Below are 26,950 nucleotides of genomic sequence, written 5' to 3'. Positions count from 1 at the left end.
GCTTTATTGTTGCGGGGGTATAACTTTATTTATTTAATATCCCCCCATATCGGCCGATCGCCGGGGGGATGGCGGTCGGATCGACATAAGGGAGAGGGGGACGATGTTCAGGCGTACGCTCCAGCCGAATAAGGACGAGATGTCTTCTTTTTGGCTGAGACTCCCGGCTTGGAAGTTCGGTGACCGTAATTGCGAACAGGTGCGGCGCTTTGACGGCCGGAGTCGGTCACGATCGGTTCTGCCGAGCGATTCTCCGTAGACGAAATTCCCAGATAAGCGCGCATGCGCAACTCCATTTCGTTATGGAAAGGAGCATGATCAATATGCATGGTGCCGTGAAGTCCGCGGCAGAGATAATCGGCATCTACGCCCTTCTCCGAGTGCTGGACTTCACACATGCGGATGCTACGTTTTTTGAATTCGCGGCGAATGCCCGACAGCAGTACAGCCGCACACCGGGAAGCGTTGCGAATCATTTCTGTATATAAAGTAGAGGTCTGCGTCGGTGTATCGGACTCCAGCTTTTTGGCATCATTCTCGAATGTTTTCAAAATATGCGTCAATAACAAGTAACTTTTGATTAAAGACAGTTCATCTCGGGTCGTCTGTACAGCGGTCATACTCTTCACCACCTTGTAGGAACTTGTGTTCTGTTTTTAGTATAACCGAATAGGTGTTCGCATGCAAGCATATCCTTGCTTTTTTTGAAAGTTGTTGACTGAAGCTTTTGCTTTATGTTATGATTTACCTTGTCGCTGTAATAGTGATCATGATAAGCGGTCGTGGCGGAATTGGCAGACGCGCACGGTTCAGGTCCGTGTGGGCTTACCCCCGTGGAGGTTCGAGTCCTCTCGACCGCATCCTTTATGAAGAACAAGGTTTCCATTTTGCTTCGGGCAGAATGGGGACCTTTTTTTATGTGTTTTAATACCTCCGCAAATCTTTTATTGGCTCGGGACGCCGTTCAAGTCGATTATAGTCAAATTTCGTCATCTTCCCTTTGCTCATTTGTCGTATAATAGGTAGAAAGTTAAAATTCAAGCAAAGTCGCGGGGTGCATAATGAGCGAGCGCATAATGGAATTGAATCGGCTGGTCAGCGTGTCGACGGGCGGCCATATCCTATACCTCTATGACGACGTCGACGCTTATGCGGACAATGCGTCCGCCTATTTGATTTCCGGTGTTCGAAGCGGCGACCTGGCTATTCTGATCGATTCCGCAGAACGGATCGACCGCATTCGCGGTCTTGTTTTGCTCGCACTGGGTACCGAAGAACGCGACCGCATCATCTACGTGGATGCCGATTCGTTTTACGATACATCGGGAAGCTTTCACTATAAAACAGTGATGGAGCATTCGGGCGAACTGCTAAAGCCTTATGAGGGCCAATCGTTGGGCATTCGGACTTGGGCGCACGTGGCCTGGAAAAGCGAGCCCTGCGTGGAGCACGAGTTGAGCGTATTCGAGGCGTTTGCGGACCGGAACGTGAAAGGGCATCGATTGGTCTCGGTATGCGCTTATCAGGCAGGTTCGATCAGTGCTTCCCTGCAAGTGAAAATGCTGAGAACGCACGATTACGTCATGACCGACGACGAATTCAGCAGTACGGATCTCACCGGGAAAAGCGGAGGAGCCCTTTTTCCGTCTTTGTCCGCGCAGCGGGAGAAAGACCGTCAGGACAACGTTGAACGGCTGCGGTTGGAAGCGGCGGCCCGACAATTGGAGAGGATTACGGCAAATAATCTGGACCCGGTGGCTTTATTCGACGAAAAAGGCGCGCTTGTCAGTTTGAATGCGGCCTTCGAGCGCGTATTCGGCTGGGCCGCCCAAGAATTTTTCGGCATGAGCGAGAACGGGCTTCGGGCAAAAATCGGTTTGCGGAACGTGCCGGAAGGCGAACGGGCTCCGTTATCGAAAGCGAACTTGCTGCCCGACCCGGCTATTCAGGCCGAAGATGCCGTGCGTGCGGAAGCGATTGCCCTTTCCGAAAACGGCGAGGTTCTGAACGTATTGGTGACCGAATTTGCACTGGGAGACGAGGAGAATCCGGCCGGTTATGCGGTGATTTATCGCAATATTACGGATTTTCGCGATTCGGAACGCAAGCTGCAAGAATCCGTGGAACGCTATACGTCCCTCAAACGGCACAATCATGACGCGGTCTTCTCGATCGACGGCGAAGGACGCGTGATAAACACCAATCCCGCGGCACAGACATTGATCGGATTGACCACGGAAGAGATGATCGGCCGACCTTTCTCCGAGTGGCTGGCGGAAGGAACGATGGATGATATTTTGCGCAACCACGTGGCGGGAGACGAATCTTTGCGCCCGACCGTTCGAATCCGGAATGTTGACGGGCACGAGTTTGAAGTGTTGACCTCTACGGCGCCGATCATCGTGGGCGGACGCAATGTGGGTTGTTACATTTTGGCCAAAGATATTACGGAACACAAACGTTTGCTTATCGAAAAACAGGCAGCAGAAGAAATGAACCGGGCCAAAAGCGACTTTCTTGCGGTGATGAGTCATGAAATTCGTACGCCTATGAACGGGGTCATTACTTTAACGCAGCTATTGCTGGAAACGGAAGGACTTACTGCCGAGCAGCGCGAGTACGTGGAAGTGATTCGTCGAAGCGGCGATTCGCTGCTGGGCATTATCAATGATATCCTGGACTTTTCCAAGATTGAAGCCGGCAAAACGGAGCTTCAGCTTGAACCGATGAATTTGCGTGAAGACGTGGCGCGCTCGTTCGATATCCTGTTGGCCGACTCCAGGGCAAAAAAGCTGGAGCTTGGCTTGTCCATCACCCCGCATGTGCCGGAGATTGTGGTGGGCGATCCGAATAAGCTGCGTCAGATTCTCGTCAATCTGGTCGGAAACGCGATCAAATATACGGAAGAAGGCGGCGTGTTCGTTTCGGTAGATCTGGAAGAAGGGGCGCCGGAAGGCTGGGTTCGTCTGCATTTTCGTATTCGAGATACGGGCATGGGCATTCCCGAGGCGCATACGGAGCATTTATTCGATCCCTTTTATCAACTGGACAACTTCATGACGCGCAAGTCCGAAGGATCGGGGCTGGGGCTGGCGATTACCAAAAAGCTGATCGAACTTATGCATGGGACGATCGGCGTCCGCTCGAAGCTTGGAGAGGGCACGGTATTCAGGTTTTCGATCGATATGCAGCTGCCCGACTTTGACGAGATGCCTGAAGAGACGGCCGAAGTTGCGGAAGCGCCTGTTGACGTTGCTGCTCCGCTGCGGATTCTGGTGGCCGAAGACAACAAAATCAATCAACTCGTCATGGAACGATTGCTCGATCGGCTGGGCTGCGAGTCCGATATCGCCGAAGACGGAATCGAAGCGCTGACGCTGGCGGAACGTTCGCGTTACGAGGTGATTTTGATGGACGTCAGAATGCCGAGAATGGACGGGCTCGAGGCTGCGCGCCGGATTCGAAAAGCGCCCGAACGTTACGGCAAACCTTACATTATTGCGGTTACCGCAAATGCGATGCCCGGAGACCGGGAACGCTGTCTGGACGCAGGGATGGACGAATACATGAACAAACCGGTCGATTCCAAGCGATTGGCGGAACTGCTATCGGAGGCAGAGGCGCAGATTCGGCATTCGGGTAAAAATAGTGGTAAGATAATAGGCGAATCGAAACGAACGACAGAAAAGCACGACTAATGAGGAGGCAGATGGATGATCGATTGGCAAAAGGAAGCAGAATCGCGGCGCGAGGACCTGCTGCGCGATCTGGACGGCCTGCTTCGTATCGAAAGCGTTAAAGACCTGGCTACGGCTTCGACGGAGCGCCCGATGGGACATGCAATCGGCGAAGCGCTGCACTATATGCTGCAACTGACAGAAGAGCTTGGCTTGGACGTGAAAAATGTAGACGGTTATGCGGGACATGCGCAATACGGCAGCTTTGACCCGAATACGACAATCGGCATTTTGGGTCACGTGGACGTCGTGCCTGCGACCGGCGCATGGACAAGCCCGCCTTTTGAACCTGCGATTCGCGCCGGGAAGTTGTATGCGCGCGGAGCCATCGACGATAAAGGCCCTACGATTGCGGCGCTGTACGGGCTGAAAATCGTCAAAGAACTGGGCTTGCCTTTAACGAAAAACGTGCGCCTGATCTTCGGAACCGATGAGGAAAGCGGTATGAGCTGCATGCGTCATTACGTGGAGCATGAGCAAATGCCGACCGTCGGTTTTGCTCCGGATGCCGAATTCCCGATGATCTATGCGGAAAAAGGACAGTTCAATCCGACGCTTGTACCCAAAAACGAAGCGGAATCTGCCCGATCGTTGATTGCTTTGGAGTCGTTCGAGTCGGGTGTGCGCATCAATATGGTGCCGGAGCGCGCGCATGCCGTACTGAGCGGCGACATTCGACCGTTGGTGGAATCTTTCGAAGACTTCTGCCGCAAGCATCGCGTGAAAGGCGAGGCCGAGATCAATGCGGGACAAGCCATGTTCACGGTAACCGGCGTATCCGCGCATGGTTCGGAACCGGAAAAAGGCGTCAATGCCGGAACGGTATTGGCTTTGTTTTTGCGGGATGCGGCTCTTCAGCCGGAAGCCAGCCACTTTATCGGGTTGTTAAACATGATGCATGAGGACTTCCATGGAGAGAAGCTGGGGATTGCGTTCCGCGATGAGATGACCGGTCCTTTGACCGTTAATCCAGGCGTCATCCGCTTCGGTACGGAAGAAGGCACGCAAATTCAATTGACCGCTCGCTGTCCGGTGCAGTCGGATCACGATCTGATTCGCACGCAGCTGGAAGCGACGCTGGACAGATTCGATTTCCGCGTCTCCGACGTCCAGCAAAAAGGCTCCCATCATGTGAGCAAAGACGAAGCGGTCATCCGATCGCTGCAAACCGCTTACGCGGAACTGACGGGCGATGAACCGACGCTGCTGTCGACGGGCGGAGCAACGTATGCCCGCTTTATGGAAAAGGGCGTTGCTTTCGGAGCCTGCTTCCCCGGCAAAGAAATGACGGCTCACCAAGCCGACGAATATATCGAGGTCGACGATCTGCTCAAAGCGACCGCGATCTATGCGCGAGCGATTTACGAGTTGGCCAAATAAATTAACATTACACACAGAAAGAAGAGATTAACCGATGTCGCAGGATGTACAAGTTACCCGAGGCCGATATGTAGAAAGCAACCATGAAATTCACGTAGCCGTCGTCGACAATAAAGGTCGTTTATTATATGCGGCGGGCGATCCGGATCGTCTGACTTTTCCGCGTTCGTCCATGAAGCCGTTCCAGGCGGTACCGCTGATCGAATCGGGGGCTGCCGATGCTTTCGGATACGGCGATGCGGAAATTTCGCTAAGCTGCGCGTCGCATAGCGGCGAGCCGATTCACCGTCATGCGGTGCTGGACGTATTGTCCCGCGCGCATTTGTCGGAGGATGATCTTCAGTGCGGAACGCATATCCCGCGGGACGGCGAAAGCTATCGGGAATTGATTCGCGAAGGCCGGGAACTGACGCCTGTGTTCAGCAACTGTTCCGGCAAGCATTCGGGGATGCTGCTGACGGCGGTTCATTTGAACGAAGATACGCAGACGTATCGCGAGATCGAGCATCCGCATCAGCAGCGAATCTTGTCCGTTATTGCCGACGTCTGCGATTTTCCCGCCGCAGAGATCGGCATCGGCGTAGACGGCTGCGGCGTGCCTGTGCACCGTTTGCCGCTTCGTTATGCTGCCCTTGGTTTTGCGCGCCTGGCGAAGCCGGAAGGTAAAGTGTCCGAACAGCGGGCGGATGCGCTGAACCGCGTTCGCCGCGGCATGACCCGGCGGCCGGAAATGGTAGCAGGCAAAAATCGCTTCGATACGGATCTGATGCGCGTCTTCCAAGGCAATCTCGTGGCGAAAGTCGGCGCGGAAGGCGTTCAGTGCATCGGCGTAGCCGATCGCGGGATCGGAATCGCGGTCAAGGTCGAAGACGGCAGCGAGCGTGCAACTTCCGTAGCTGCCATGGAAGTACTGAAGCAATTGGGGATCGGGACGGATCGGCAGTTCGCGGAGCTTGCGGATTACGTGCATGTACCCGTGCTGAATGCTCGTCGCGAGCGCATCGGCGAGGTCAAACCGAATTTTGTGCTGCGAAATATGGAAGATTAAGGGAGTTTGAGATTCATGACTGAGAAAAAAAATATTCAACAGGCTACTTTTGCCGGTGGTTGCTTCTGGTGCATGGTTACGCCATTCGAGGAAATGCCGGGTATTCACGGAATCGTATCCGGCTATATGGGCGGGACCGTAGACAATCCGACCTATGAACAAGTAAAGACAGGGACGACGGGTCATTACGAAGTCGTGCAAATCACGTTCGAACCGGATGTATTCCCTTATGAGCGTTTGCTTGAATTGTATTGGCCTCAGACCGATCCGACGGACGGCGAAGGCCAATTCCAGGATCGGGGCACGCAGTACAAGCCGGCAATCTTTTTCCACAACGAAGCGCAACAAGAAGCTGCATTGGCAACCCGCCAAGAGCTGGCCGACAGCGGTCGTTTCGATAAGCCGATCGTCACGGAAGTTCTGCCTGCGCAAATTTTCTACGAAGCCGAAGATTACCATCAGGATTACCACAAAAAAAATCCGAAGCATTATAAAGAAGACCGCCAACAATCCGGACGCGACGAGTTTATCGACGCGAACTGGCAAGCGTAAGCAGCGTCTTCTCGCTTCCCGCGTCAGAGTAACTTTCTCGACAGCCTGAGGGCGTGCTGGTGCACGCCCTTTTGCCGTTGTATTTTGAATAGGTCGACTTGCTTGTTTCCTCCAAATGGGACTAACTTCGCATGCCCTATTGCAAGCTTTCTTGCGGAAATAGGAAAGAGCGGGGTTCTCAGCCGTGCACAGTACCGATAAAATAAGGAAACATAAGGGTGAATGTACCAAATCGCCGTAAACGGTAATGAACATCATGAAAGGACTATCGTATACTTTTTGTTAACTTTACATAAAAAGGGGAATTCTTATGCTGATTCCGGATAATGAACAAACTATGGAGCGGCTGAAAGCGTTTATTTGCAAATGGGCAGGACCGGCCAAGCCGGAATACGGAATCCGCCGGGAAAGCGTACCGACGGATCTGCCTGCTGTTCTGAGAGATTTTTATGCTTTTGCGGGAAACTGGCCGAATCCCTCTTATGAGGCATCGGCTTATCCGGCTGGATTTCGTCCCAAGCTGTTTGAAGCTCAGGATATTTGGCTGGAGCCGGAAGAATTGAAACGCGAAAGCGGTCGGATTTCGTTTCTGTTGGAGAACCAGGGCAGTTGGAGCTGCGAAGTCGATGCCGATCAGGACGACTCGCCCGTATACAGCGATGCTGCCCGTTTATGGGACGAGCGATTGGAAGAAAGCGAAGTCGTGTGCCCGTCGCTGTCCCACTTTTTGACAACATTTTGTTTGCAAGAGCTGGTCTTCGGCAGTCGTTATTTCGGGAAACTCGAAGGGGCTCTCGATCCGGACGTATTTCGGGCCAAACTGCATCCGCTTTGGTTGGACGGGTATTACGTATTCAAGGAGCCGTCGCATTCCTTCTATCTGTGCGGCGACAATTTGTTGATTATGGATTATTATTCGGATGTTTGGTACGGTTGTCTTGAAGAAAGTGCGTTGTCGCTTATCCTTGATCCGAATATGGTCAAGCCGATCGAGCCTTAACCTTTCCTTTCACGGCTGTCTGCCCGGCGCGCAGTAGCGGCGTCCGGGCTTTTTGCATATCGCAACTTAAGCGACCGACAACAAGGAGGCTTCGGACACATGGTGGTCATCAAACTGCATACGGAAAAACCGATTCCCCCGCTTCAATTAATGCGGCTTTATCAGGATGTGGATTGGTGGCCGACGCGAACGAAAGACGGAATTCGCAAGCTGCTGGCGCATGGCGTCGTTTTGGGCGCCTGGGAAGAGAAGCAGTTGGTGGGCTTCTGCCGGGCGGTGTCCGACGGCGTGTATCGGGCTTACGTGGAAGACGTGGTCGTACTGCGTACGCATCGGGGTCAAGGAATCGGTCGGCAGATGATGGACAAGATGATGAAAGAACTAAGCGGCATTGAAGTGGTCAGCCTATTTTGCTCGGCGAAACTCGCTGATTATTATCACGGCAACGGTTTCCAAGAGACGAAGCAGACCGTGATGCATCGAAATAAATCCTAGAAAGAGGTACTTTATGATTCCGATTAAGTTGCCCAAGGAACAAAAGGATGAAATGATCAAAGAGCTGCAAAACTTTTTTTACGAGGAACGCGGTGAAGAGATTGGCACGATTGCGTCAGAGCGACTGCTCGATCATATGATGCACCAGTTCGCCCCATACATATACAATCAGGGTGTACGCGACGCGAAAGCGGCTGTGAACGAGAAGTTGAGTCAGGTCGAAGATGAATTGTATGCACTGGAGCGTCCGATTAATCGAAGATAACCAGCCTTGGCGGAAAGCGGTGGAGCATGACAGAACAGAATTGGAGCAAGATCGGTGACGGAGGAACGGCCGAGATTTTTGCGGACGAGCACGGCCGGGTCGTAAAGCTGTTTCGGGAATGGTTCCGGAAAGAAAGCGCAGACTATGAATATCGTAAAAGCGTATGGGCTTATGAGCAAGGCTTGCCGACAGCAGAGCCGTTAGGCAGAACGCAATACGACGGTCGCGAAGCCATTTTGTTGAAAAAGATCGAAGGGGAATCGCTGCTTCAACGTTTGCAGCGCGAACCGCAGACAGCAGCCGAAGCGGCGAAGACGTTTGCCGCTTATCAGGCGCGGTTGAACAGCCTCGAAGCCGCGACGATTGGCGATTCCCAACGGGAGCGTCTGGTGCAGCGCTTGTCGCGCGTCGAACAGTTGAACGAGACGGAACGCGCCGCTGTTCGCTCACAACTGGAGCAGTTGCCCGACGACGAACGATTATGCCACGGCGATTTTCATCCCGGCAATATTATGGAAAGCGAACAAGGCTGGCAGGTGATCGACTGGATCGACGCGAACTGCGGCCATCCGCTGTACGATGTCGCGCGTACTTTGCTGCTGCTCGGATTCGGTACGGAAGCCGGCGGTCCCCGAGGCAGCATGGAAGAAGCCGCGGAGGTATTCCGAGAGGCATACCTGCAAACCTATATCGAGCTGACGGGATTCGAAGAGTCCGACGTCAAACGCTGGATGCTCCCTGTAGCGGCCATTCGTCTGATCGAGCCGATCCCGGAGCCTGAAAAAGAGAAATTGCTCCGATTTATTCGCGACGCGCTATCGGGCGGTACCGCATAGTCATTCCATAGAGACAAGAAAACGGAAGGGGCAAGCCGAATATGGAAAAGCAACATGAAGAAATCGTTATTCGCGCGGCATCAGTAACCGACATGGACCAATTAGCTCCGCTATTCGATGCCTACCGCGTATTTTATGAACAGCCTTCCGACCTTGAAGCAGCCAAGCATTTCCTTACAGATCGGTTGGGACAGTTGCAATCCGTCGTGCTGTTGGCGGAAGAAAAAGCAACATCACGCGCAGCAGGCTTCACCCAACTCTATCCCGTCTTTTCCTCCGTATCGATGCAGCGCTCCTGGATCCTGAACGATCTCTACGTCGATCCGCAATTCCGAGGATTAGGCGCGGGCAGCGCCCTGCTGGATGCCGCTGCCCGCCACGCCCGACTCACCGGAGCCAAAGGAATCGCCCTATCCACGGCTCCGACCAACAAAACCGCCCAACGCTTGTACGAAAGCAAAGGCTACAAGCTCGACGACGAATATTTGAACTACTTTCTAACACTGTCCAAAAAGTGATTCTTCCTATACCTACACTATTCTGGCAATTTATTCCGCAGTGCCCTAAGCTTCCTCCCCGAATAGGGCTTTCTTCGAAACCCGCGTCCACACCCATAATAAGCATCCTCCCGCGCTAACCATAGCCCCGATCCAACACACCCCGCTCCAACCATACGCCGCATAAGCCCAAGTGGACAGTATGGCTCCCGCCGCGCTGCCGATCGAATAAAAAACCATGTACGCTCCCGTCAATCGACCGCGGGCTTCCGGCAACGCCGCGAACAGAAGGCTCTGATTCGTGACATGCACCACCTGCACCGCAAAATCGAGCAGTAAAATGCCCGCAATCAACAGAAGCAGGGAGTGATGCAGCATGCTGATGGGGAGCCAGGATACGAGCAGCAAAACAAGCGCGATTCCGGTCGCCCGATTCCCCATTCCCCGATCCGCCCATTTTCCGGCACGCGCCGCTCCGATTGCGCCGGCCGCGCCTGCCAATCCGAAAGCGCCGATCAACGAAGGCGATAGCGATAAAGGAGCCTCGCTAAGCGGAAGCGACAGCGGCGTCCATAACATTCCGAAAGCCGTAAAGATGAAAAAAGCAAAAGCAGCCCGAATCCGCAATAATTTTTCCTGAACGAATAATTTCAGCATGGAGCGCAATAATTGATTGTAGGAAAGGCCGGGCTTGCCCGAATCATCCTGCGGCAGCATGACAACCAATATCAATGCAACGAGAAGCGTCAGCCCGGATGAAGTTAAATAAACGGCACGCCAATCGGCCAACTCGCTGATTGCGCCCGCGAAAAATCGCGCCAGCAAAATGCCGATGACGACGCCGCCGGTGACAACGCCTACGGCTTTGCCGCGTTCGGTTGTCGGAGCCAATGCGGAAGCGAAATTGACCAGCACTTGAGTGACGACGGCCATTAGGCCTACGGCGGCGAGCCCGGCGAGTAATCCTGCATAGTCCTGAGCGAATCCGACAAAAGCAAGAGCCAGCGCGATGCCCAGCAGTTGCAGCAAGATAAGTCTTCGGCGGTTCATTAGATCTCCAAGCGGCACAATCAATATCAGGCCAAATGCATAAAAGAGCTGAACAACCGCAATGATGTAACCGATGGTTGCAGGCGGCACTCCGAATTCTTGAGCGAGCTGTCCGAGCAGCGGTTGGGCATAATAGATGTTGGCGACGGCCAAGCCGCAAGCCAGCGCAAACAGCAGCGATAATAAAGCGGACCAACGCGGTGAAACCCGAGCTTTGAACATGCGAAATAACCTCCGACATTCTGTGGATTTATTTTGTACCGATCGGTATGTAACGACACCGGATTACTATAGCCCTTCAGTTTCCCAAGTGTCAACCCCTTTACCCTCGCTCGGCATTTGTATTATACTGATCGGTATAATATTTGCGAACATTCGGTATTTCATTAGGGGGAATCAGCGTGAGACCGCGAGCTTTTGATGAGGAACAAGCGCTTGATGCCGCTATGCGCGTGTTCTGGGAAAAAGGATACGAAGCGACGTCTTTAAGCGAATTAACGGAAAAAATGAATATTCGCAAGCCGAGCCTTTACGCAGCGTTCGGCGATAAGCGCGAATTGTTCAGCAGATCGTTGGATCGCTATACGGCCAAGCACTTGGCGTATATCAAGCGGGTGTTGGAACGAGAGAATGCCGTCATTCCCGCGTTTAGAAGTCTGCTCTATGATTTGGCCGAGGGAGGCAGCGCGGGCGATCCCGCGCTCGGTTGCCTGGCAGTGTTGACCCTCGACGAGCTGGCTCCGCAGGAAGCGGCATGGACGGAAAAAGCTTGGGCGCATCAACTTCGTCTTGCCGAATTATTCCGCAGCAAGATTGACGAAGGGCTGCAATCGGGCGAGCTTGCGCAAGGTCAGGATGCCGAAGCTTTGGGAAATGCGCTGCTGGCATCGGTGATCGGGTTGACCGTGATGCTGAAGACGCTGCCCAACCCGACTTTTATCGAATCGACCATCTCGGCAACATTGACCTTATTCGAGGAGGCGGAATCATGACTGCTGTTACCGTATTTCACTATGAGGCTTTTTCCGCGATTCCCGGCAAAGGCAATCCTGCGGGAATCATGCTGGATGCCGATCATTTGACCGACGCGCAAATGCAGGAGATCGCGACCAAGGTCGGCTTTAACGAAACGACCTTCGTTTGCCGCTCCCATGCGGCCGATGTTCGCTTGCGTTATTTTACGCCGGGGTACGAGATGGACCTGTGCGGGCATGCAACGATGGCTTCGTTGTACGCGCTTCGCACCCGAGGACTTTTACATCAAGATGCAGCGACGATCGAGACGCGGATCGGCGTGCTGCCTGTTGAATTAACGTATGGCGAAAATGGCGATGAGAAGTCGTTATCCATGCGCATGCGCCAGGGAAACCCGGCATTCATTCCGTTTGAAGGGGACGAATATGCGCTTTTGGCTTCGATAGGCTTGTCTATGTCCGACTTGGATGAGCGTTATCCGATCGTCTACGGCAGCACCGGATCGTGGACGGTACTGATCCCGATCCGAAGTCTGGAAGCTTTTTCGCGCATGGTTCCGGACAACGCATCGTTTCCGGGCATGCTGACCCAAAATCCGCAAGCTTCGCTGCATCCTTTTTGCCTGGAGACCTTTGATCCGCAGGCACGTATGCACGCCCGCCATTTTTGTCCGCCGCATTCGGGCATGATCGAAGATCCGGTGACCGGGACGGCAACAGGGGTGATGGGCGCTTATGCGCTGACGTATATGGAGGCTCATTTGCCGCGTACCGATTTTATTGTCGAACAAGGCTTGGAGATGGGGCGCGACGGGCGCGTCAAGGTTGAAGCCGAGCGATTGTCGGATGGCGGAATAGACATACGGGTATCCGGCGGCGCGACGTTTGTAACGGACATGCAAATTATGCTGAACGAGAGCGAGTAGCTTTGGAAAGGAGGCCATGATGGAAAAAGTGATCGGATATTATGAAGGATACGACGAAGGCAACCGGCTAGGCAGAGATCGCGTGCGACAATTGGAGTTCGCCACGACGACGCATGTGCTGGAACCTTATTTGCAGTCGGTCGAGAATTTATTGGACATCGGAGCGGGTACGGGAGCCTATGCTTTTTATTATGCGGCACGCGGCGTTCGCGTAACCGCAGCGGACGTAACGCCGGGACATGTGGACGCGATGCGGAAACGAATTGCTAAGGAACGCATATCGGGCATGACTGCGGAGCTCGCCGATGCGACGGATCTATCGCGATATGCGGACGAAAGCTTCGATACCGTGCTTTGTCTGGGACCGTTGTATCATCTTCGCACAGCCGAGAATCGGCAAAACTGCCTGAAAGAGTGCATGCGGGTGCTGAAGCCGGGAGGCGTGTTGGCAACGGCTTACATCAATCGTTTTTTCATTGCGGAATATTTGATTGCTTCAGGCGCGAAAAAGCCCGAGGCGCCTTGGCTAAGCCGGGTGGCCGAGCAAGGTACGTTCGGCGCGGACGAGCGCGATCCTTTTCTTTCTGCCGCTTATTTCCATACGCCGGGCGAAGCGGAAACGGAGCTGCGATTTGCCGGATTTGATGTACGGGAGCATGTGGCGGTAGAAGGTAACGGGTTTGTGATTAGCGATGCTGTCGGGAAAATGAGCGAAGAGCAATATCGGATCTGGACCGAACATCATTTCCTTGTCTGCCGCGAACCGTCGAGACTGGGAAGCAGTAATCACGGGCTGATCGTAGCGCGGAAAACTTTGGCTTGATTTATTCGTAACGTCTGACGCTTTCTACACGTTTATAAGGTATAGATCAAAGTGAACAGGAGAGATTGCCGTGCAGGAGAATAAGCGAATTCACCAAGTACGAAGTACGCAATCGAGGACGTTGGCTGTGGCTTGCGGCATTCAAAGCGGGCTATGGGGCACGATGGCTTATCAGCATTACAAAAGTTGGGTAGGCGGTTGGGCAGGGCAGGAGTTAATCTGGCTTGCGTTATTCATGACCTTGTTCATGCTAGCTTTTGCTATAGCCGCAGTGTGGCAATCGCAAAGACCCGCTTATATGCTGCGTTTGGGCGAAGACAGGATCAAACTGCGCCGGCGCGAATTGATGAGCGAAGCGATTAAGCGAATCTACATCTCGTGGGAAGACAATCCGTCGATCAGCATTAAGCCCAAGGGCTCCTTGATCGTGCCTAACGATCTTTCGTTCAAGTTCCAAGAGGGAACGGAGAATGAACGCCGGGTACGCGAATTGGTCAGTTGGGCCGAATCTCATCAAGTGCCGATCATCAAACGAAAAGCAACCCGCTGGATATAGCTTTATCCCATAAAAATGCCGCCGGAAATAAGATCCAGGCGGCGTTTTTTCAAGACTAAGTCTTTTATTTTTCGCAAGCAATAAAGTCCTTGTCCCGATCGCTTTTCTTGTTTGCTTCGTACAGCTCGGCGGAAACGAACGGTTTGTACTTGGTTTTGCCGCCTTTGTTTTTGACAGATGCCGATTTGGCGACGCCGCCTTTGTAATCTTTGTTCAGCTCCGTGCAGTTTTTATACGTTTTGGCGGCAGCGCTGGCGCTTTGGGTAGATACGGGAACAGCGACCGCAAGCAGCAGGGCGAAGCTCAAAACATAAGTAAGGCTCTTTTTCATGATGTATTCCTCCTTATTCTGGGATGATGGCATACAATATTTTTATCGGCATTATTGGGAACAAATTGAAGTTGAATCTAGGGCGTGTACGCAAACTCCGCCAGGAGCAGATTGAGCTGAATTTTCGTTCTCGGCAAGGAATTTTTCTGAAGGCGTGCCGGGGCACGTCAAAGGGAAATGACGCCGCAGAGGGCGAAAAGGCAGGTCAAGATGCATGGCGTTGAGTTTGCGTACACGCCCTAATCCGAAGCAGCAGGCGTTTGCATGTCGGGTCGGCCTTGAATCGCGCAGCGCCGGTAAGCCGCTTGAGCCAGGCGGGCTTTTTCTTTTAGAATATAAAAATCGAAAAGGCAAGGAGGATAGATCCGACATGAAAGCTCTGCATGAATTGTTGTCCGAAAATTCGGCATGGAATCCGACTGAAGAAGCGATCAAGTCGGCGGGTAATGAAGTCGTCGTGCTGGAAAGAGATCGCCCGCAGGCCGAACAGACGCTGGTTGATCTGCAAATGAGCGACAAGGCGACGTTGGGCGCGGTTGTGCTGAATACCGGAGGATTGTTAATAGATGGCGGATGGCTGCGCGTACTCGGCTCGGGTCATCCGAAGATCGCGGGCGATATTCGTTCCTGGAATGCTCTTGGACCCGATCCGATTGCATTGAAGTTTAAACCGGAAGGCTATGTGATTGTGGCGTACGATATCGCGGGCGGATTTTTTGCGGTGAATAACGGCGCGTTTAACGATCATTCGCCGAACATTTATTATTTTGCGCCGGATACGCTGGAATGGGAAGATACGGAGAAAGGCTATACCGATTTTCTTCATTGGGCGTTAAACGGCGATCTGCAGCAGTATTACGCGACATTTCGGTGGACCGGCTGGGAAAAGGATGCGCGTATGCTGAACGGCGGACAAGCGATGATGATTTATCCGTTTCTGTGGTCCGAGGAAGGTCGGGACGTGAACAAAACGGATCGAAATCCGGTTCCGGTCGCGGAATTATGGGACTTGCAGCAGGATATGAGGAAGCAGCTGTTCGGTTCGTAACCGATTGCGAAAGCGAGAGAAATAGGAATAGGAGAGATTTAGACATGGCAAAAGCATTGGTGATCGGCGGCGAAGGAACGCTCGGAAGCGCGATCGTGGCGAAGTTGAAAGAGCACAATATCGAGACGTTCACGGCAGGGCGTTCGACGGGCGATTATAAGGTGGATATGACCGACACGTCCAGCATTTCCGCACTGTTCGACGAAGTTGGGGAGCTGGATCACGTCATTATCGCGGCGGGGTCGACGCATTACGACGCCGTTCCCGATCTTACCCCGGAAAATAATCTCAAAAGCATCAACAATAAGTTGCTGGGTCAGGTGAACACGGTACTGCTCGGCCAGCATAAATTGAAGGACAACGGCAGCTTCACGCTGGTCAGCGGCATTTTAAAAGACTACCCGATTCCGCGCGGCGCCTCCAGCTCGATGGTCAACGGAGCGATCGACGCGTTCGTGCAGGCGGCGGCGCTTGAGCTTCCTCGCGGTATTCGATTGAACTCTGTAAGTCCGGGGCTGCTTACGGAGTCGGCGGAGAAGTATGCGGATTTCTTCAAAGGCTTCAACCCGGTTCCCGCCGAACGCGTTGCCAACTACTTTGTTCGCAGCGTACTCGGAATCGAGAGCGGCCGCACGTATTATATTTACGAATAAACGAACCGATGAAGAAGTTGGGCGATATGCCGACTTCTTTTTCAATGTTTTTTTAAAAAAGAATGTCCGTCATTGGGGGATTGGTGTCCATTGTAGCGATTACGAAAGAGATTATGATTCATGCTCCGATCGAAGTCTGTTTCGACGCGGCGAGAGACGTGGGACTGCATCCGCAAACGGTTTGGCCGCGTACCCGCGAACGGACGCTTCCGGGCGGCCGACTTGAAGGACTGATGGAGAAAAACGAAATCGTCGTGTTCGAGGCCGTGCATTTCGGGATTCGCCAACAGCTGACTTCGCTCGTCGAAGAACTGGACAAGCCGTATCTTTTCGTTGACCGGATGCAAAAAGGCGCGTTTCGCCATATGATGCACCGACATGAATTCGAGCGGTGCGAAGAAGGGACGCTGGTGCGCGACATTCTGGAGTTCGCTTCGCCGTTCGGGCCTGCAGGCCGGTTGTTCGATGCTCTCGTGCTTCGGCGTTACATGCTAAGTTTTATAAATTATCGGCAACGGCAACTCAAAAGCATACTGGAAAACGGGTACGCCACAGACGGACAACGTTCGGATAGCAGTACGTCTCCGCGTTGAATGATCGAATTTTTTTAGGCGAAAATGCAAAAAAAGACTGTCATCGCATGTCGGTTTCGGGGTATGATTATTGAAATATTCTCGACATAATTGGGGGCTTTACGATGAACTACATCAGTACAAGAGGTCAAGTGGAACCGAAAGGCTTTATCGATACCGTCCTGATGGGCTTGGGCGAAGACGGGGGACTGATGGTCCCGGAGCAAATTCCGACCGTATCGGCAGAAACGCTGGATCGTTGGAAAACACTTCCGTTCCGCGAGCTATTTATCGAGATTTTCTCGTTGTATGCCAATGACGAGATTCCGCAAGAAGACCTGAAGCAATTAGTAGACGCCAGCTACGCGACCTTCCGCGATCCGGAAGTGACGCCGGTGCGCAAACTGAACGATTCCTTGTACATTTTGGAGCTGTTCCACGGACCGACGTTTGCTTTCAAAGACGTGGCTCTGCAATTCATGGGCGAATTTTACTCTTACGTATCGAAGACGCGCGGAGAGATCATTCATATTCTGGGCGCGACGTCCGGCGATACCGGCGCGGCCGCGATCCAGGGCGTGCGCGGCAAAGAAGGCATCAAGATTTGTATTCTGCACCCGCACGGCAAAGTCAGCAAAGTGCAGGAACTTCAAATGACGACCGTCAATGACGAGAATGTGCTGAACCTGTCGGTACACGGCAACTTCGACGATTGTCAGCGGATCATCAAGGAGCTGTTCTCGGATCTAGAGTTTAAAAGCAAACACCATCTGCGCGCGATCAACTCGATCAACTTCGTACGTATTTTGGCGCAGACCGTTTACTACTTCTATGCATACTTCCAAGCGGAAAAGCAGGTCGGCGACGACTCGAAAAAGATCAATGTCAGCGTGCCGTCCGGCAACTTCGGCAATATCTTCTCGGGATTCCTCGCGAAAAAGATGGGCCTGCCGATCAATAAGCTGATCATCGCGACCAACGAAAACAATATCCTGGAACGCTTCGTGACCACGGGCGAATACCAACCTGGCGAGTTCCGCAAAACGCACAGCCCGTCTATGGATATTCAAGTGGCAAGCAATTTCGAGCGTTACTTGTATTATTTGCTGGATGAAGATGCCGTCGAAGTGTCGAAGTACATGCAGCAGCTTGCGGAAGGTCGGAAGATCGTCGTGGAAGGCGAACTGCTTCAGCGCGTGCAATCGGAACTTCACGCGCTGGGCGCGACCAACGAGCAGAATCTGCAGCTGATCGGCAAGTACCGTTCCGAAACGGGTTACCTGCTCGATCCGCATACGGCCTGCGGCGTAGCGGCTTCCGAAGCGTTTACCGAAGAAGGCGAAGTGACGGTATCGTTCGCGACGGCGCATCCGGCGAAATTCGACGAAGCGATCCGTTTGCTGGATATCACGCAGGAATTCCCGGTCGAAATCGCGGAATTGATCGCCAAAGACCAGTACCAGACCGTAATCGATAACGACAAAGCCGAAGTGACGCGTCAGCTCGAAGCTTTTTTCGCGGGCGGTAAGGTCAGTCAGGCTTAAGATCGGGTCATTTTAAAAAAGAAGCTTTCTGCGGCGTAAGGTTTTCCTTTGCCCGGAAGCTTCTTTTTTAATGCACAGGCCCAACTTTTGACTATAACTACCGTTTATTAGATGGAATGCCTGTCGTTAAATAAAAGGAATCTTTGAAAGGCGGAACGAATCATGAGAAGCTTGGGAGTGATTGCGGCTTTGGCCGCCTTGACGTTATCGGTTTCGGGCCCGGCGGTGACGGAGCTGACGGCTCAATTCGAACGGAACGTCAATGCGGACATGCAAACGCCGACTCTTCGTTTTGAAGGCACAACGCTAAGCCATGAACAAGCAGAACGGATTGCCGAGGACCTCAAGCTGCGAATCATGCAACAGTACAGTGCCCGCTATAAATTAGGAGAGTTCGAAATCGAATTTACAGATGAACAACCGGAAAATGGCCGCATCGGAATCGACGTGAATGTTTTTTTCCATATGCTGCCCAAAGGCGATTTGTCGCGTTACCCCGCTCTCAGACCGGAAACGACAAGTCTGTATTATATTATGATTCCCGAATCGATCGATAAGCAGCCCGGTACATCGAAGACGCTTCGGTATGAGTTGTTCGATCGCGCTGATATCACATTAGAGGAGACGATCCTTACGCCGCTGGCGTCGGTCGAAATTCCGTTATGAGAAGGCGATAAAGATGCACGCGGATTGGTTTGAAAAAGCGATTGCAAAAACCCGATACCGCACAAAAGAAAGGGTGACGCCTGATGAACATTTTGTTGACGGTGCTTGCGGTTCTGTTGGTTGCGCAGACGATCTATCTGCTGCATTATAAAGCTCAGATTCGGGATATCGGCAACCAATTGCATTTCATCATGCAAAACGGTTCCTTCAAGCAGGTAAACACCCAACTCAGATCGAGAGAGATGATGACGCTTATCCGAGGCTGCAATCAACTGCTCGACCAGCAAAAAAAGGCAGACCGGCAGTATGCCCGCAAAAACGAAGAAATCAATGCGACGATCGTCAGTTTGTCGCACGATATCCGCACGCCTTTGACCGCGCTTGACGGTTATCTTCAGTTGGCGCGGCAGGCTGAAGAATTCTCCGACAAAGATCGTTATATGGAGCAGGCCAAATCCCGTATCGGGCAGCTGTCCAAGCTGATCGACGAACTGTTTTTATATACGAAGCTGCAAAATCCGGAGTACCTGATCCAACAGGAACCGCTCGATATTTTGGCTTCGCTCCAGCATAATTTGTTTGCTTTTTTCGACGATTTTTCCCGGCAAGGGACGGAACCCGAACTTCGGCTTCCGGCGTCGTCCGTTCGGGTGAACGGCAATGTCCATGCGTTAGACCGCGTGTTCGCCAATATTTTAAGCAACTATTTCGCGCATGGGACAGGAACGTTATCGGTCGTATGCGAAGAAGAGGCAGAACGCGTGCGGATTTGTTTTGCCAATCGGCTGAGAAAAGGAGAACGAGTGGATACGGAGCGCGTGTTCAACCGCTTTTACAAAGAAGACGCTTCGCGCGGCGTTCGTTCCTCCGGGCTTGGCTTATCGATCGTGAAGTCGTTGATGGAGAACATGCACGGACATGCGGAAGCCGACAGCGAGCAGGGCATGTTCGTCATAAGGCTCATCTTTGTCAAAGCGCGAAAGGAATGATTTCATGCAGAAAGACGGACAAAATCAACAGATCTTGATCGTAGAAGACGACGAGTCGATCAATTCGATCATTCGGGACGGATTGACCCGCGTGGGCTTCCTGTGCACCTCGGCGTATTCGGGAACGGAAGGTTTGATGCGGCTGGATCAGCAATCTTATCGACTTATCGTGTTGGATTTGATGCTGCCCGGATTGTCCGGCGAAGCGTTCATGCGGCAGATTCGAAGCGAGGCGGGATTGGCTGTTCCGGTGATCGTATTGACGGCAAAAGACCATTTGGACCATAAACTGAATTTGTTTGCGCTCGGCGCGGACGATTACGTGACCAAACCTTTCGAGTTGGAAGAGTTGATTGCCCGCATTCGCGTACATATCGGAAAAAGCGCGAGCAGCGCCGATCCCGCACCTCAAGCGTACCGACATAAAAACCTGACGCTCGATTGCGGCGCGTACAGCGCCTGCATCAACGGTACGCCGCTTGCTTTGACCCGTCAGGAGTACAAAATTCTGGAACTGTTGGTCAAACATCCGACGCGCGTATTCACCAAGCAGGATTTGTACGAATTGGCTTGGGATGACGTTTATTTGGGCGAAGACAAAACGATCACCGTGCATATCAGCAATATTCGCAACAAAATCAAGACGTACGACCCCGAGCCGTATATCGATACCTTATGGGGAATCGGATTTCGTTTGAGCGGTTGAGGGGAATCGTCTTTGACATTTCTTTGCTTTTTGTTGGCGATCTTTTGGCGTTCATCCTGTTCAATAGGAATCAGGAGGTGAGGTCATGCCGGATACGATCATCGAGATGAAAAACTTGACCAAAGCATACGGAAGCAAAATCGCAGTCAAAAACATGGATCTTTCGATCTATCGGGGCGAAATCGTAGGGTTGATCGGAAAAAACGGGGCAGGCAAATCGACGCTGCTCAAAATGGTCGCCGGGCTGGTTCATCCGACCTCGGGCGAACTGCATTTTTTCAATCGCGCTTCGGCCGACGGGCAATCTTTTTTCGAACGCATGGGCGTATTGATCGAGCAAGCGGGGCTTTATCCCCATTATTCCGCTTTTGAAAATTTGAAGCTGTTGGCGATCGCTTACGGTCTGCCGGACGCGAACGCGCAAATCGCTCGGCTGCTGAAAACGGTCGGATTGGAAAGCAGCGGTTCGGCCAAAGTGAAAAGTTTTTCGTTGGGCATGAAGCAGAGGCTGGGCATCGCGGCCGCACTGCTTGGAAGTCCCGACGTGCTGCTGTTGGACGAGCCGATTAACGGATTGGACCCGCAAGGGATCGTCGAGATTCGCGCGCTGATCCGGGAACTGAACAAAGACGGATTGACGATCCTGATTTCCAGCCATATCTTGGAGGAACTGTCCAAGATTGCGACCAAATACGTCATTATCCATCAAGGCGAAATGGTCGAAGTGATTTCTGCTGACGACCTTCTGCACAAATGCGAAGAGCGGATCGAGCTGAGATTGGAAGCGATCGAGGCGGCGATTCCCGTTTTGGAGCGCGAATTGAAGATTACGGATTATAAAGTATCGGATAACAATACGGTGTATGTGTATGAGAAAGGCGCGCAGATTCGGCAGATTTCGAAAACGTTGATCGAACACGGGATCGAGATCGATTCGATTCACAAGCATCAGCAAAGTCTGGAGCAATATTTCCTGGCGCGAACCGAACAGGCGGGTGAGCGGCATGCTTAATCTTTTGAAAATGGACGCGTACCGTTTTATCCGCAATAAAACGATGTATATGCTGCTGTTGTTGTTTTGCGCTTTTCAGATTTTCGGCATTTTCATGATGAGGCAGTATTCGCAGGAGATGGAAGCAGGCGGAGGCGTCGCGGTCGGCAGCCTTGACGCGAGCGAATTTATTCAGTACACGCTGTCCCAGCCGCCTTCCTGGATGCTGCTCTATATTACGGTGTTCGTCGTTTACTTTTATATGAGCGAATATCAATCGGGCTTCGGAAAAAATTACATGTCTATGCGCCGGGCGCGAATCTACACGATCTTGGCTAAAATATGGATCTCGGCGCTATTCGTCGGACTGCTTTTTTTGACGATGCTGGTATCCGATTGGATCGGTCGCGGGTTGTTTTTCGACAATACGACATGGGGAGATACCGGTTATTTCGTCAAATTGCTGATCGGACAATTTTTGCTGCATTGGGCATTCGCGATCTTGATGTTATGCATAACGGTGTTATGCAAAAATCTGTTAGCCGGCGTCATCATCGGATTCGTGCTGGCTTTGAACATTCCGGGCATGCTGCTGGGTGCTTTGGAGTCGTTGGTGAACGGAGTGAATATTTCGCAGTATTGGCTGGTCAATACGCTGGTTGCCGTCAAAGACTTCAACGACGCCGGCGAATTCATGCAGACGCTGCTGGTGGCGTTCGTCTTTATCGTTGTGTTCGCGGCAATAGCCGTTCGGCATAAAATCCGGGAAGATTTGAACTGAATAAGATCTGAAAAAGTCAGGCGCATTTCTGGCGATCCGGTACGGATCGTCCGGGAATGCGCCTGACATGACTCCGGCTTCCGATTCGGGTATGCTGTAGAAGAGATACTGCATGCAAAGCCGAAACAACCCATCATGAATCGCGGAAAAGGAGTGCATAGGAACATGACAAAATTGGCGTGGATCGGAACCGGATATATGGGGCTGCCGATGGCTCGGAATTTGTTGAAAGCCGGACATGAAGTTAACGTCTACAATCGGACTCCGGCAAAAGCGAAGCCGCTCGCGGACGATGGCGGCAAGATCGTTTCTTCGCCGAAAAAGGCGGCGGAAGAAGCCGAAGCGGTCTTTATCATGCTGACCAAAGGAACGGCGGTAGAAGCTGTTCTGGAAGGGGAAGAAGGGCTGCTTGCAGGGTTGGAGCCTAATACCGTCGTCGTAAACATGAGCACGATCGCACCGGGAGAAGCACGCGAATTCGCGCGGCGGATACAGTCGGCCGGAGGGATCTACGTCGACGCTCCGGTATCCGGATCGGTCGCTCCGGCGGTTAACGGCCAGTTGGTCATTCTGGCCGGAGGTGCGGAAGCCGCGATAGAACAGTGTCGTCCTTTCTTCGACGCGTTGGGGAAAAAGACGATTGTTTTCGGGGAAGTCGGCGCCGGAAGTTCGGCCAAACTGTCGATCAATCTGCTGCTCGGCGTGATGGCGCAGGGGATTTCCGAAGCGCTGCTGGCCGGGGAGCATGCCGGGTTGCGGCGCGAGCAGTTGATCGAGATGATCGGGGAATCCGCGGTCAATACGCCGATGCTGGCCGCCAAAAAAGACATGTGGATGAACGAGGAGTTCCCGGCTGCGTTCATGGTCAGCCTACTGTCGAAAGACCTGGGGCTGCTGACGGCGGAAGCGAAGCGTGAAGGACTGGATTTGCCGCTTGCGGAAGCGGTGGACCGCACCTATGCGGATGCCGTGCAAAGCGGTAAAGGAGAATTGGATATGGCTGCCGTATGGCTGGAGCTGAAAGAACGGCTTCCGGGCAGCAGCGATTAAAAAAGGGAGTCGGAAACGCAGAGCGGATAGGCATTCCGGCTGAGCGTCAAAAAGGAGTTTTGCTGCATGAAAGCCAAAGTAATCGTCGTTAAAGTGTTGGCCGGCCTGGTCTTGCTGGGTTACGGAGGGCTGCTGCTCTATTGGATGTTCTGGGGCTTCGGCCGTTCGGCTCATATTAGCGGCGATTTTCGTTATAACATCGTACCGTTCGAGACCATTCAGTTGTTCGCCCGTTCGGCAAGCTGGGATAATCTGCGGGCTCCGCTGATTAATTTGGCGGGTAATGTGGCGGTATTTGTTCCGTTCGGGGTGTTGTTTCCGATACTTTTCGGAAAATGCCGGAACTACTTCGGGTTTTTGACTCGTTTTCTGTTATTCATCGTGATTCTGGAACTGGCACAAGGCGTGCTTGGAGCAGGAGTTGCCGATGTCGACGATGTAATCCTGAACAGTATCGGCGCAAGCCTTGGTTACATCGGCTATCGGTTGATTGCCGGTCCCGAGCAAAAAAGGAACGGGCGCGCACATGCAAGAACCCGTTCCGCCAATGCCCGCAGCCGCTCAGGCCAAGAGCGGAGGAGATAAGATATGATCGTACAAACCGTATTGATCCGCTGGATGAAAAATACACGCGGCGAGCCTTATGCGTCTTTGCGTACTCGTCAACCTGCTGCTTTTCCTCTTCCTGCAGCAATCCCGACGAATCCTTATCCACTGGAAAAAGAGCGGATACTGATGCATCGGCTTATTTTCCATCAAACGGTAAAAGGAATCGAGCAGATGGACGACACCTGCGAATGGCTGCCTATGCCTGCTGCCGACATTAAGATCGGACATGCAAAACTTCCTGGTTTGTTGCCGCAGCGGCATGCAGAATATATAGCGGTGCGTTTCGGCTATGATCCATCGTTCGGAAAGCCGGTTCGCACGGATGATCGAAGCGGTCTGCTTGATGAGTTGGCTTTTGTATTGGGAAAAGGGCAATACGGCCGAATCATCATTAACGGTAGGCGCACGATCGAAGAGGGCAGCGTGTATGAACTTCGAACTTTCAACTTATGGAATACGGAAGATGCTAGTAGCTTGTCAACTCTTAATCAGAGGATTACGCTTGGCTGAAATACACACGCTTTAGGTGTGTTTCAGCCAGGCGTAACCTTACTTTTAGCGTTGACAAGGTGCTAGCGTGTTGAACAGCGATCAATTGTATCGAGACCCGGACTATGTCCGTACTTATCTCGCCTCTTTGTGGTAATCGAACAAGCAACAAATTTCGGGAGGACGCAACTTGCGTCCTTCTTTTTGCGCTTAGAAAGTAATGAGAAAAAGATCGAGGAGGGAACCCGTTATGCACGCCAGCAGACGCCGAGGAGTCCTGTCTTTGCTGCTGATCTTAATGATCACCGTTACGACGTTGGGAGCCGGGCTTACGATTGCTGCAAAACCGGCTATCGCATGCAGCTGCGCGATGTCGGATACGAACAGCTCCATGGCTTATGCGGACCGCATTTTTGCCGGAACCGTCGCGGAACGGCGAGAAACGCCGCCCGATTTAAGCGGCCTTCGTTCAAGCGCCGATCCGGTATATTACGTGTTCGAAGTCGATCAAGCCTGGAAAGGCGAAGTTTACGAAACGACGACGCTTTATAGTGCGGCATTTTCCGCATCTTGCGGCATGGAATTCGTGCAGGGAGAAAAATATTTGGTGTTTGCCAAGCAAGGCAACGGAATGCCTACTACCACATTGTGCTCCGGCAACGAAGCTTATCAGGGGACGACCGATCCCGCAGCCGTGAAAAAATTAGGCGAACCTATTGAACTTCTTGCAGGCTCTTCCCCCGGAACCCCTAGCGGAGACTGGGGAACGCCGCCCGGGGCTTCCTTCATTCTGTGGGGATTCGGCGGCTTTTTCGCCCTGCTGATTGCGGCGTTCATCGGGATAAAAGCCGTCCGCGCCAAACGCCGTCGCTAAAAGCAACTGCGGATCAGCTGAGGCATGTTGATGCTCCATGCGCGCAAAAAGCACGTAACCGCGAGGATTACGTGCTGCCGGCTTTCGAATATTGATTTTGTTGAATCCGTTATCGATTTGTTACCGCGTCGGTTTTCCGCTCAACAATTCGAAAATGATCTTCGCATTGTCCGTATTGTCGATCAGACCGGCGAACCGCTCGCTGCTCGGGCCGTAAGCATAGACCGGAACATCTTCTCCCGTATGTCCGCCGGTCGTCCAACCGGTGAACGAACGGGTATTGAAGATCGCTTCGATCGCGTTGTCGATCGTCGTCGCGTCTTTGCTTTCGGCTGCTTTTTTCACGGAGGCCCGTTCTGCGGCCGTCAGCTTCAGCTTGATGTTCTGGAGCAGCACTTTATCGACGGACTCGCCGGCCGTGATCTTGGCTGCCATATAGTCCGGGGTATGGACGGCCGCTTTGATCGGCGCGACGTTGAAATTGTATTCGCCGTTTGCGCCGAGGCTGAGTCCGCCCGTCGAATGGTCCGCCGTAGCGACAACGAGCGTATTGCCGTCTTTTTTCGCGAAATCGATTGCGGCTTGGAACGCGCCCGCGAAGTCTTCCATCTCGCTCATCGCGCCGACGATATCGTTATCATGACCCGCCCAGTCGATCTGACTGCCTTCGACCATCAGGAAAAAGCCTTTGTCGTTGTCGCTCAGGCGGTCGAGGGCGGCATTCGTCATTTCCTTCAGGGAAGGCGTAGCGGATGTGCGATCGATCATTTTATCCAGACCGCCGTCGGCGAACAAGCCCAGCAGCTGCTCGTCTTTATTGGCCAGAAGCCCTTTGCGGTCCGTGACATAGCCGAAGCCCGCTTTCTTGAATTCGGCAGTCAAATCGCGGTCTTTGCGCGCGAAATTGCTTTTTCCGCCGCCGAGCAAAACGTCGATCTTGTGCTGTCCGCCGATCATTTCGTCGAAATAGTCGTCGGCGATGGCATCCATGTTTTTACGGCTGATATCGTGCGCGCCGTAAGCGGCCGGCGTCGCATGCGTGATCTCGGAAGTCGCGACGAGTCCGGTGGACATTCCGTTTTCTTTGGCTTGTTCCAGAACCGTCTTGACTTCCGTCTGGTCGTTATCGACGGCGATTGCCGCGTTATAGGTTTTGACGGCTGCCGACATCGCGGTCGCTGCCGAAGCGGAATCGGTAATGTTCTGATGCTCGTCCTCAGAGTACGTGGTTTGCATGCCGACAAGGTACGGATCGAATACGGTTTTTTCCATCGTCGGCGTAGAGGCTTTATCGATCATGTAACGGTATGCGGCCGTATAGGAAGGGCCCATTCCGTCGCCGATCAGAAAGATGACGTTTTTAACCGTGCCGTCTGCTTGAGCTTGAGTTGCGGTTGGCGCGGCAGGAGCTGTCGGAGTCGTTGCGCCGATCCATGCGGGAGTTGCAGCGAGCGTTAAACCAAGTACGGCAGGCAGTCCTTTTTTTAACAAGCGATTCATCGTAAAAT

Annotated in this window: 30 protein-coding genes and 1 tRNA gene; 27 read left to right on the top strand and 4 right to left on the bottom strand. The window is 52.8% G+C overall.

All coding sequences use genetic code 11. The annotated features are described in order from the left end of the window. Positions 1-107 precede the first annotated feature (107 nt). Positions 108-620 (bottom strand): YhjD family protein, encoded by a 513-nt coding sequence (locus SACSAC_RS01480; protein ID WP_051506784.1) that lies wholly within the window; start codon positions 618-620, stop codon positions 108-110. A 156-nt stretch (positions 621-776) separates the two neighbouring features. Between SACSAC_RS01480 and SACSAC_RS01475 the strand changes: the two genes are divergently transcribed. From SACSAC_RS01475 to SACSAC_RS01430, 10 genes are all read left to right on the top strand, one after another. Continuing rightward, positions 777-860, top strand: a tRNA-Leu gene (locus SACSAC_RS01475). A gap of 201 nt (positions 861-1,061) precedes the next feature. Then, positions 1,062-3,698: an ATP-binding protein gene (locus SACSAC_RS01470; RefSeq protein WP_084777865.1), complete on the top strand. Its 2,637-nt coding sequence runs from the start codon at positions 1,062-1,064 to the stop codon at positions 3,696-3,698. Positions 3,699-3,713: 15 nt separating this feature from the next. Beyond that, positions 3,714-5,117: a dipeptidase PepV gene (gene pepV / locus SACSAC_RS01465; RefSeq protein ID WP_037282736.1), complete on the top strand. Its 1,404-nt coding sequence runs from the start codon at positions 3,714-3,716 to the stop codon at positions 5,115-5,117. Between the two features lie 34 nt (positions 5,118-5,151). Then, positions 5,152-6,165 carry an asparaginase gene (locus SACSAC_RS01460; protein ID WP_037282733.1) on the top strand — a complete coding sequence of 338 codons (1,014 nt, stop codon included), beginning with the start codon at positions 5,152-5,154 and terminating at the stop codon, positions 6,163-6,165. A gap of 33 nt (positions 6,166-6,198) precedes the next feature. After that, entirely contained in the window at positions 6,199-6,717 is a 519-nt protein-coding gene (gene msrA, locus SACSAC_RS01455) for a peptide-methionine (S)-S-oxide reductase MsrA (RefSeq protein ID WP_037291761.1), read from the top strand. 310 nt (positions 6,718-7,027) lie between these two features. Further along, positions 7,028-7,717: a hypothetical protein gene (locus tag SACSAC_RS01450; protein WP_051506782.1), complete on the top strand. Its 690-nt coding sequence runs from the start codon at positions 7,028-7,030 to the stop codon at positions 7,715-7,717. Between the two features lie 99 nt (positions 7,718-7,816). Beyond that, on the top strand, positions 7,817-8,212 hold the full coding sequence (locus SACSAC_RS01445; RefSeq protein WP_037282730.1) for a GNAT family N-acetyltransferase: 396 nt from the start codon (positions 7,817-7,819) through the stop codon (positions 8,210-8,212). A gap of 13 nt (positions 8,213-8,225) precedes the next feature. Continuing rightward, positions 8,226-8,477: a DUF2164 domain-containing protein gene (locus SACSAC_RS01440; RefSeq protein ID WP_037282727.1), complete on the top strand. Its 252-nt coding sequence runs from the start codon at positions 8,226-8,228 to the stop codon at positions 8,475-8,477. A 26-nt stretch (positions 8,478-8,503) separates the two neighbouring features. After that, on the top strand, positions 8,504-9,313 hold the full coding sequence (locus SACSAC_RS01435; RefSeq protein WP_037282723.1) for a phosphotransferase family protein: 810 nt from the start codon (positions 8,504-8,506) through the stop codon (positions 9,311-9,313). A 41-nt stretch (positions 9,314-9,354) separates the two neighbouring features. Next, positions 9,355-9,831 (top strand): GNAT family N-acetyltransferase, encoded by a 477-nt coding sequence (locus tag SACSAC_RS01430; protein WP_051506781.1) that lies wholly within the window; start codon positions 9,355-9,357, stop codon positions 9,829-9,831. A 45-nt stretch (positions 9,832-9,876) separates the two neighbouring features. Here the strand turns inward: SACSAC_RS01430 and SACSAC_RS01425 are convergent, their stop codons facing one another. Continuing rightward, positions 9,877-11,082 carry an MFS transporter gene (locus tag SACSAC_RS01425; protein WP_051506780.1) on the bottom strand — a complete coding sequence of 402 codons (1,206 nt, stop codon included), beginning with the start codon at positions 11,080-11,082 and terminating at the stop codon, positions 9,877-9,879. A 179-nt stretch (positions 11,083-11,261) separates the two neighbouring features. Between SACSAC_RS01425 and SACSAC_RS01420 the strand changes: the two genes are divergently transcribed. The 4 genes from SACSAC_RS01420 (at position 11,262) to SACSAC_RS01405 (ending at position 14,139) form a co-directional block, all read left to right on the top strand. Then, positions 11,262-11,852, top strand: coding sequence for a TetR/AcrR family transcriptional regulator (locus tag SACSAC_RS01420; RefSeq protein WP_037282720.1), 591 nt, complete (start codon positions 11,262-11,264; stop codon positions 11,850-11,852). Beyond that, complete coding sequence (locus tag SACSAC_RS01415) at positions 11,849-12,760, top strand: PhzF family phenazine biosynthesis protein (protein ID WP_037282717.1); 912 nt, start codon at positions 11,849-11,851, stop codon at positions 12,758-12,760. The genes SACSAC_RS01420 and SACSAC_RS01415 overlap by 4 nt, the downstream gene beginning before the upstream one ends. A gap of 16 nt (positions 12,761-12,776) precedes the next feature. Beyond that, positions 12,777-13,583 (top strand): class I SAM-dependent methyltransferase, encoded by an 807-nt coding sequence (locus tag SACSAC_RS01410; RefSeq protein WP_037282714.1) that lies wholly within the window; start codon positions 12,777-12,779, stop codon positions 13,581-13,583. 70 nt (positions 13,584-13,653) lie between these two features. Further along, positions 13,654-14,139 (top strand): hypothetical protein, encoded by a 486-nt coding sequence (locus tag SACSAC_RS01405; protein ID WP_037282711.1) that lies wholly within the window; start codon positions 13,654-13,656, stop codon positions 14,137-14,139. 64 nt (positions 14,140-14,203) lie between these two features. Here the strand turns inward: SACSAC_RS01405 and SACSAC_RS01400 are convergent, their stop codons facing one another. Continuing rightward, complete coding sequence (locus tag SACSAC_RS01400; RefSeq protein WP_037282709.1) at positions 14,204-14,470, bottom strand: excalibur calcium-binding domain-containing protein; 267 nt, start codon at positions 14,468-14,470, stop codon at positions 14,204-14,206. Between the two features lie 370 nt (positions 14,471-14,840). Between SACSAC_RS01400 and SACSAC_RS01390 the strand changes: the two genes are divergently transcribed. The 13 genes from SACSAC_RS01390 (at position 14,841) to SACSAC_RS26670 (ending at position 25,442) form a co-directional block, all read left to right on the top strand. After that, positions 14,841-15,518: a DUF2625 family protein gene (locus SACSAC_RS01390; protein ID WP_037282705.1), complete on the top strand. Its 678-nt coding sequence runs from the start codon at positions 14,841-14,843 to the stop codon at positions 15,516-15,518. A 44-nt stretch (positions 15,519-15,562) separates the two neighbouring features. Next, on the top strand, positions 15,563-16,171 hold the full coding sequence (locus SACSAC_RS01385; protein ID WP_037282703.1) for a short chain dehydrogenase: 609 nt from the start codon (positions 15,563-15,565) through the stop codon (positions 16,169-16,171). Between the two features lie 83 nt (positions 16,172-16,254). Next, positions 16,255-16,764, top strand: coding sequence for an SRPBCC family protein (locus SACSAC_RS01380; RefSeq protein WP_245608565.1), 510 nt, complete (start codon positions 16,255-16,257; stop codon positions 16,762-16,764). A gap of 104 nt (positions 16,765-16,868) precedes the next feature. After that, a complete protein-coding gene (gene thrC / locus SACSAC_RS01375; protein ID WP_037282699.1) occupies positions 16,869-18,287 on the top strand; it encodes a threonine synthase in 1,419 nt (472 codons plus the stop codon). A 162-nt stretch (positions 18,288-18,449) separates the two neighbouring features. After that, a complete protein-coding gene (locus SACSAC_RS01370) occupies positions 18,450-18,953 on the top strand; it encodes a hypothetical protein (RefSeq protein ID WP_037282697.1) in 504 nt (167 codons plus the stop codon). A gap of 83 nt (positions 18,954-19,036) precedes the next feature. Further along, positions 19,037-19,942, top strand: a complete 906-nt coding sequence (locus tag SACSAC_RS01365; protein ID WP_037282695.1) for a sensor histidine kinase — start codon at positions 19,037-19,039, stop codon at positions 19,940-19,942. 4 nt (positions 19,943-19,946) lie between these two features. Continuing rightward, a complete protein-coding gene (locus tag SACSAC_RS01360) occupies positions 19,947-20,648 on the top strand; it encodes a response regulator transcription factor (RefSeq protein ID WP_037282693.1) in 702 nt (233 codons plus the stop codon). 85 nt (positions 20,649-20,733) lie between these two features. Next, positions 20,734-21,660, top strand: a complete 927-nt coding sequence (locus SACSAC_RS01355; RefSeq protein ID WP_037282691.1) for an ABC transporter ATP-binding protein — start codon at positions 20,734-20,736, stop codon at positions 21,658-21,660. Next, positions 21,653-22,420 (top strand): ABC transporter permease, encoded by a 768-nt coding sequence (locus SACSAC_RS01350; protein ID WP_037282689.1) that lies wholly within the window; start codon positions 21,653-21,655, stop codon positions 22,418-22,420. The genes SACSAC_RS01355 and SACSAC_RS01350 overlap by 8 nt, the downstream gene beginning before the upstream one ends. Before the next feature lie 165 nt (positions 22,421-22,585). After that, a complete protein-coding gene (locus SACSAC_RS01345) occupies positions 22,586-23,470 on the top strand; it encodes an NAD(P)-dependent oxidoreductase (protein ID WP_037282687.1) in 885 nt (294 codons plus the stop codon). Between the two features lie 66 nt (positions 23,471-23,536). Then, positions 23,537-24,055, top strand: a complete 519-nt coding sequence (locus SACSAC_RS01340) for a VanZ family protein (protein ID WP_051506778.1) — start codon at positions 23,537-23,539, stop codon at positions 24,053-24,055. Positions 24,056-24,058: 3 nt separating this feature from the next. After that, positions 24,059-24,589, top strand: coding sequence for a hypothetical protein (locus SACSAC_RS01335; protein ID WP_037282685.1), 531 nt, complete (start codon positions 24,059-24,061; stop codon positions 24,587-24,589). A 229-nt stretch (positions 24,590-24,818) separates the two neighbouring features. Further along, positions 24,819-25,442, top strand: a complete 624-nt coding sequence (locus SACSAC_RS26670) for a hypothetical protein (protein WP_051506777.1) — start codon at positions 24,819-24,821, stop codon at positions 25,440-25,442. A gap of 120 nt (positions 25,443-25,562) precedes the next feature. Here SACSAC_RS26670 and SACSAC_RS01325 read toward each other — a convergent pair whose 3' ends face one another. Further along, positions 25,563-26,942 carry an alkaline phosphatase gene (locus tag SACSAC_RS01325; RefSeq protein WP_037282683.1) on the bottom strand — a complete coding sequence of 460 codons (1,380 nt, stop codon included), beginning with the start codon at positions 26,940-26,942 and terminating at the stop codon, positions 25,563-25,565. Between the last annotated feature and the right edge of the window lie 8 nt (positions 26,943-26,950).

The sequence above is a fragment of the Saccharibacillus sacchari DSM 19268 genome, from assembly GCF_000585395.1.
GTDB classification, from domain to species: Bacteria; Bacillota; Bacilli; order Paenibacillales; family Paenibacillaceae; genus Saccharibacillus; species Saccharibacillus sacchari.
The sequence above is the reverse complement of the archived record's forward strand: the minus strand, read 5'-3'. Positions and strand labels throughout refer to the sequence as shown.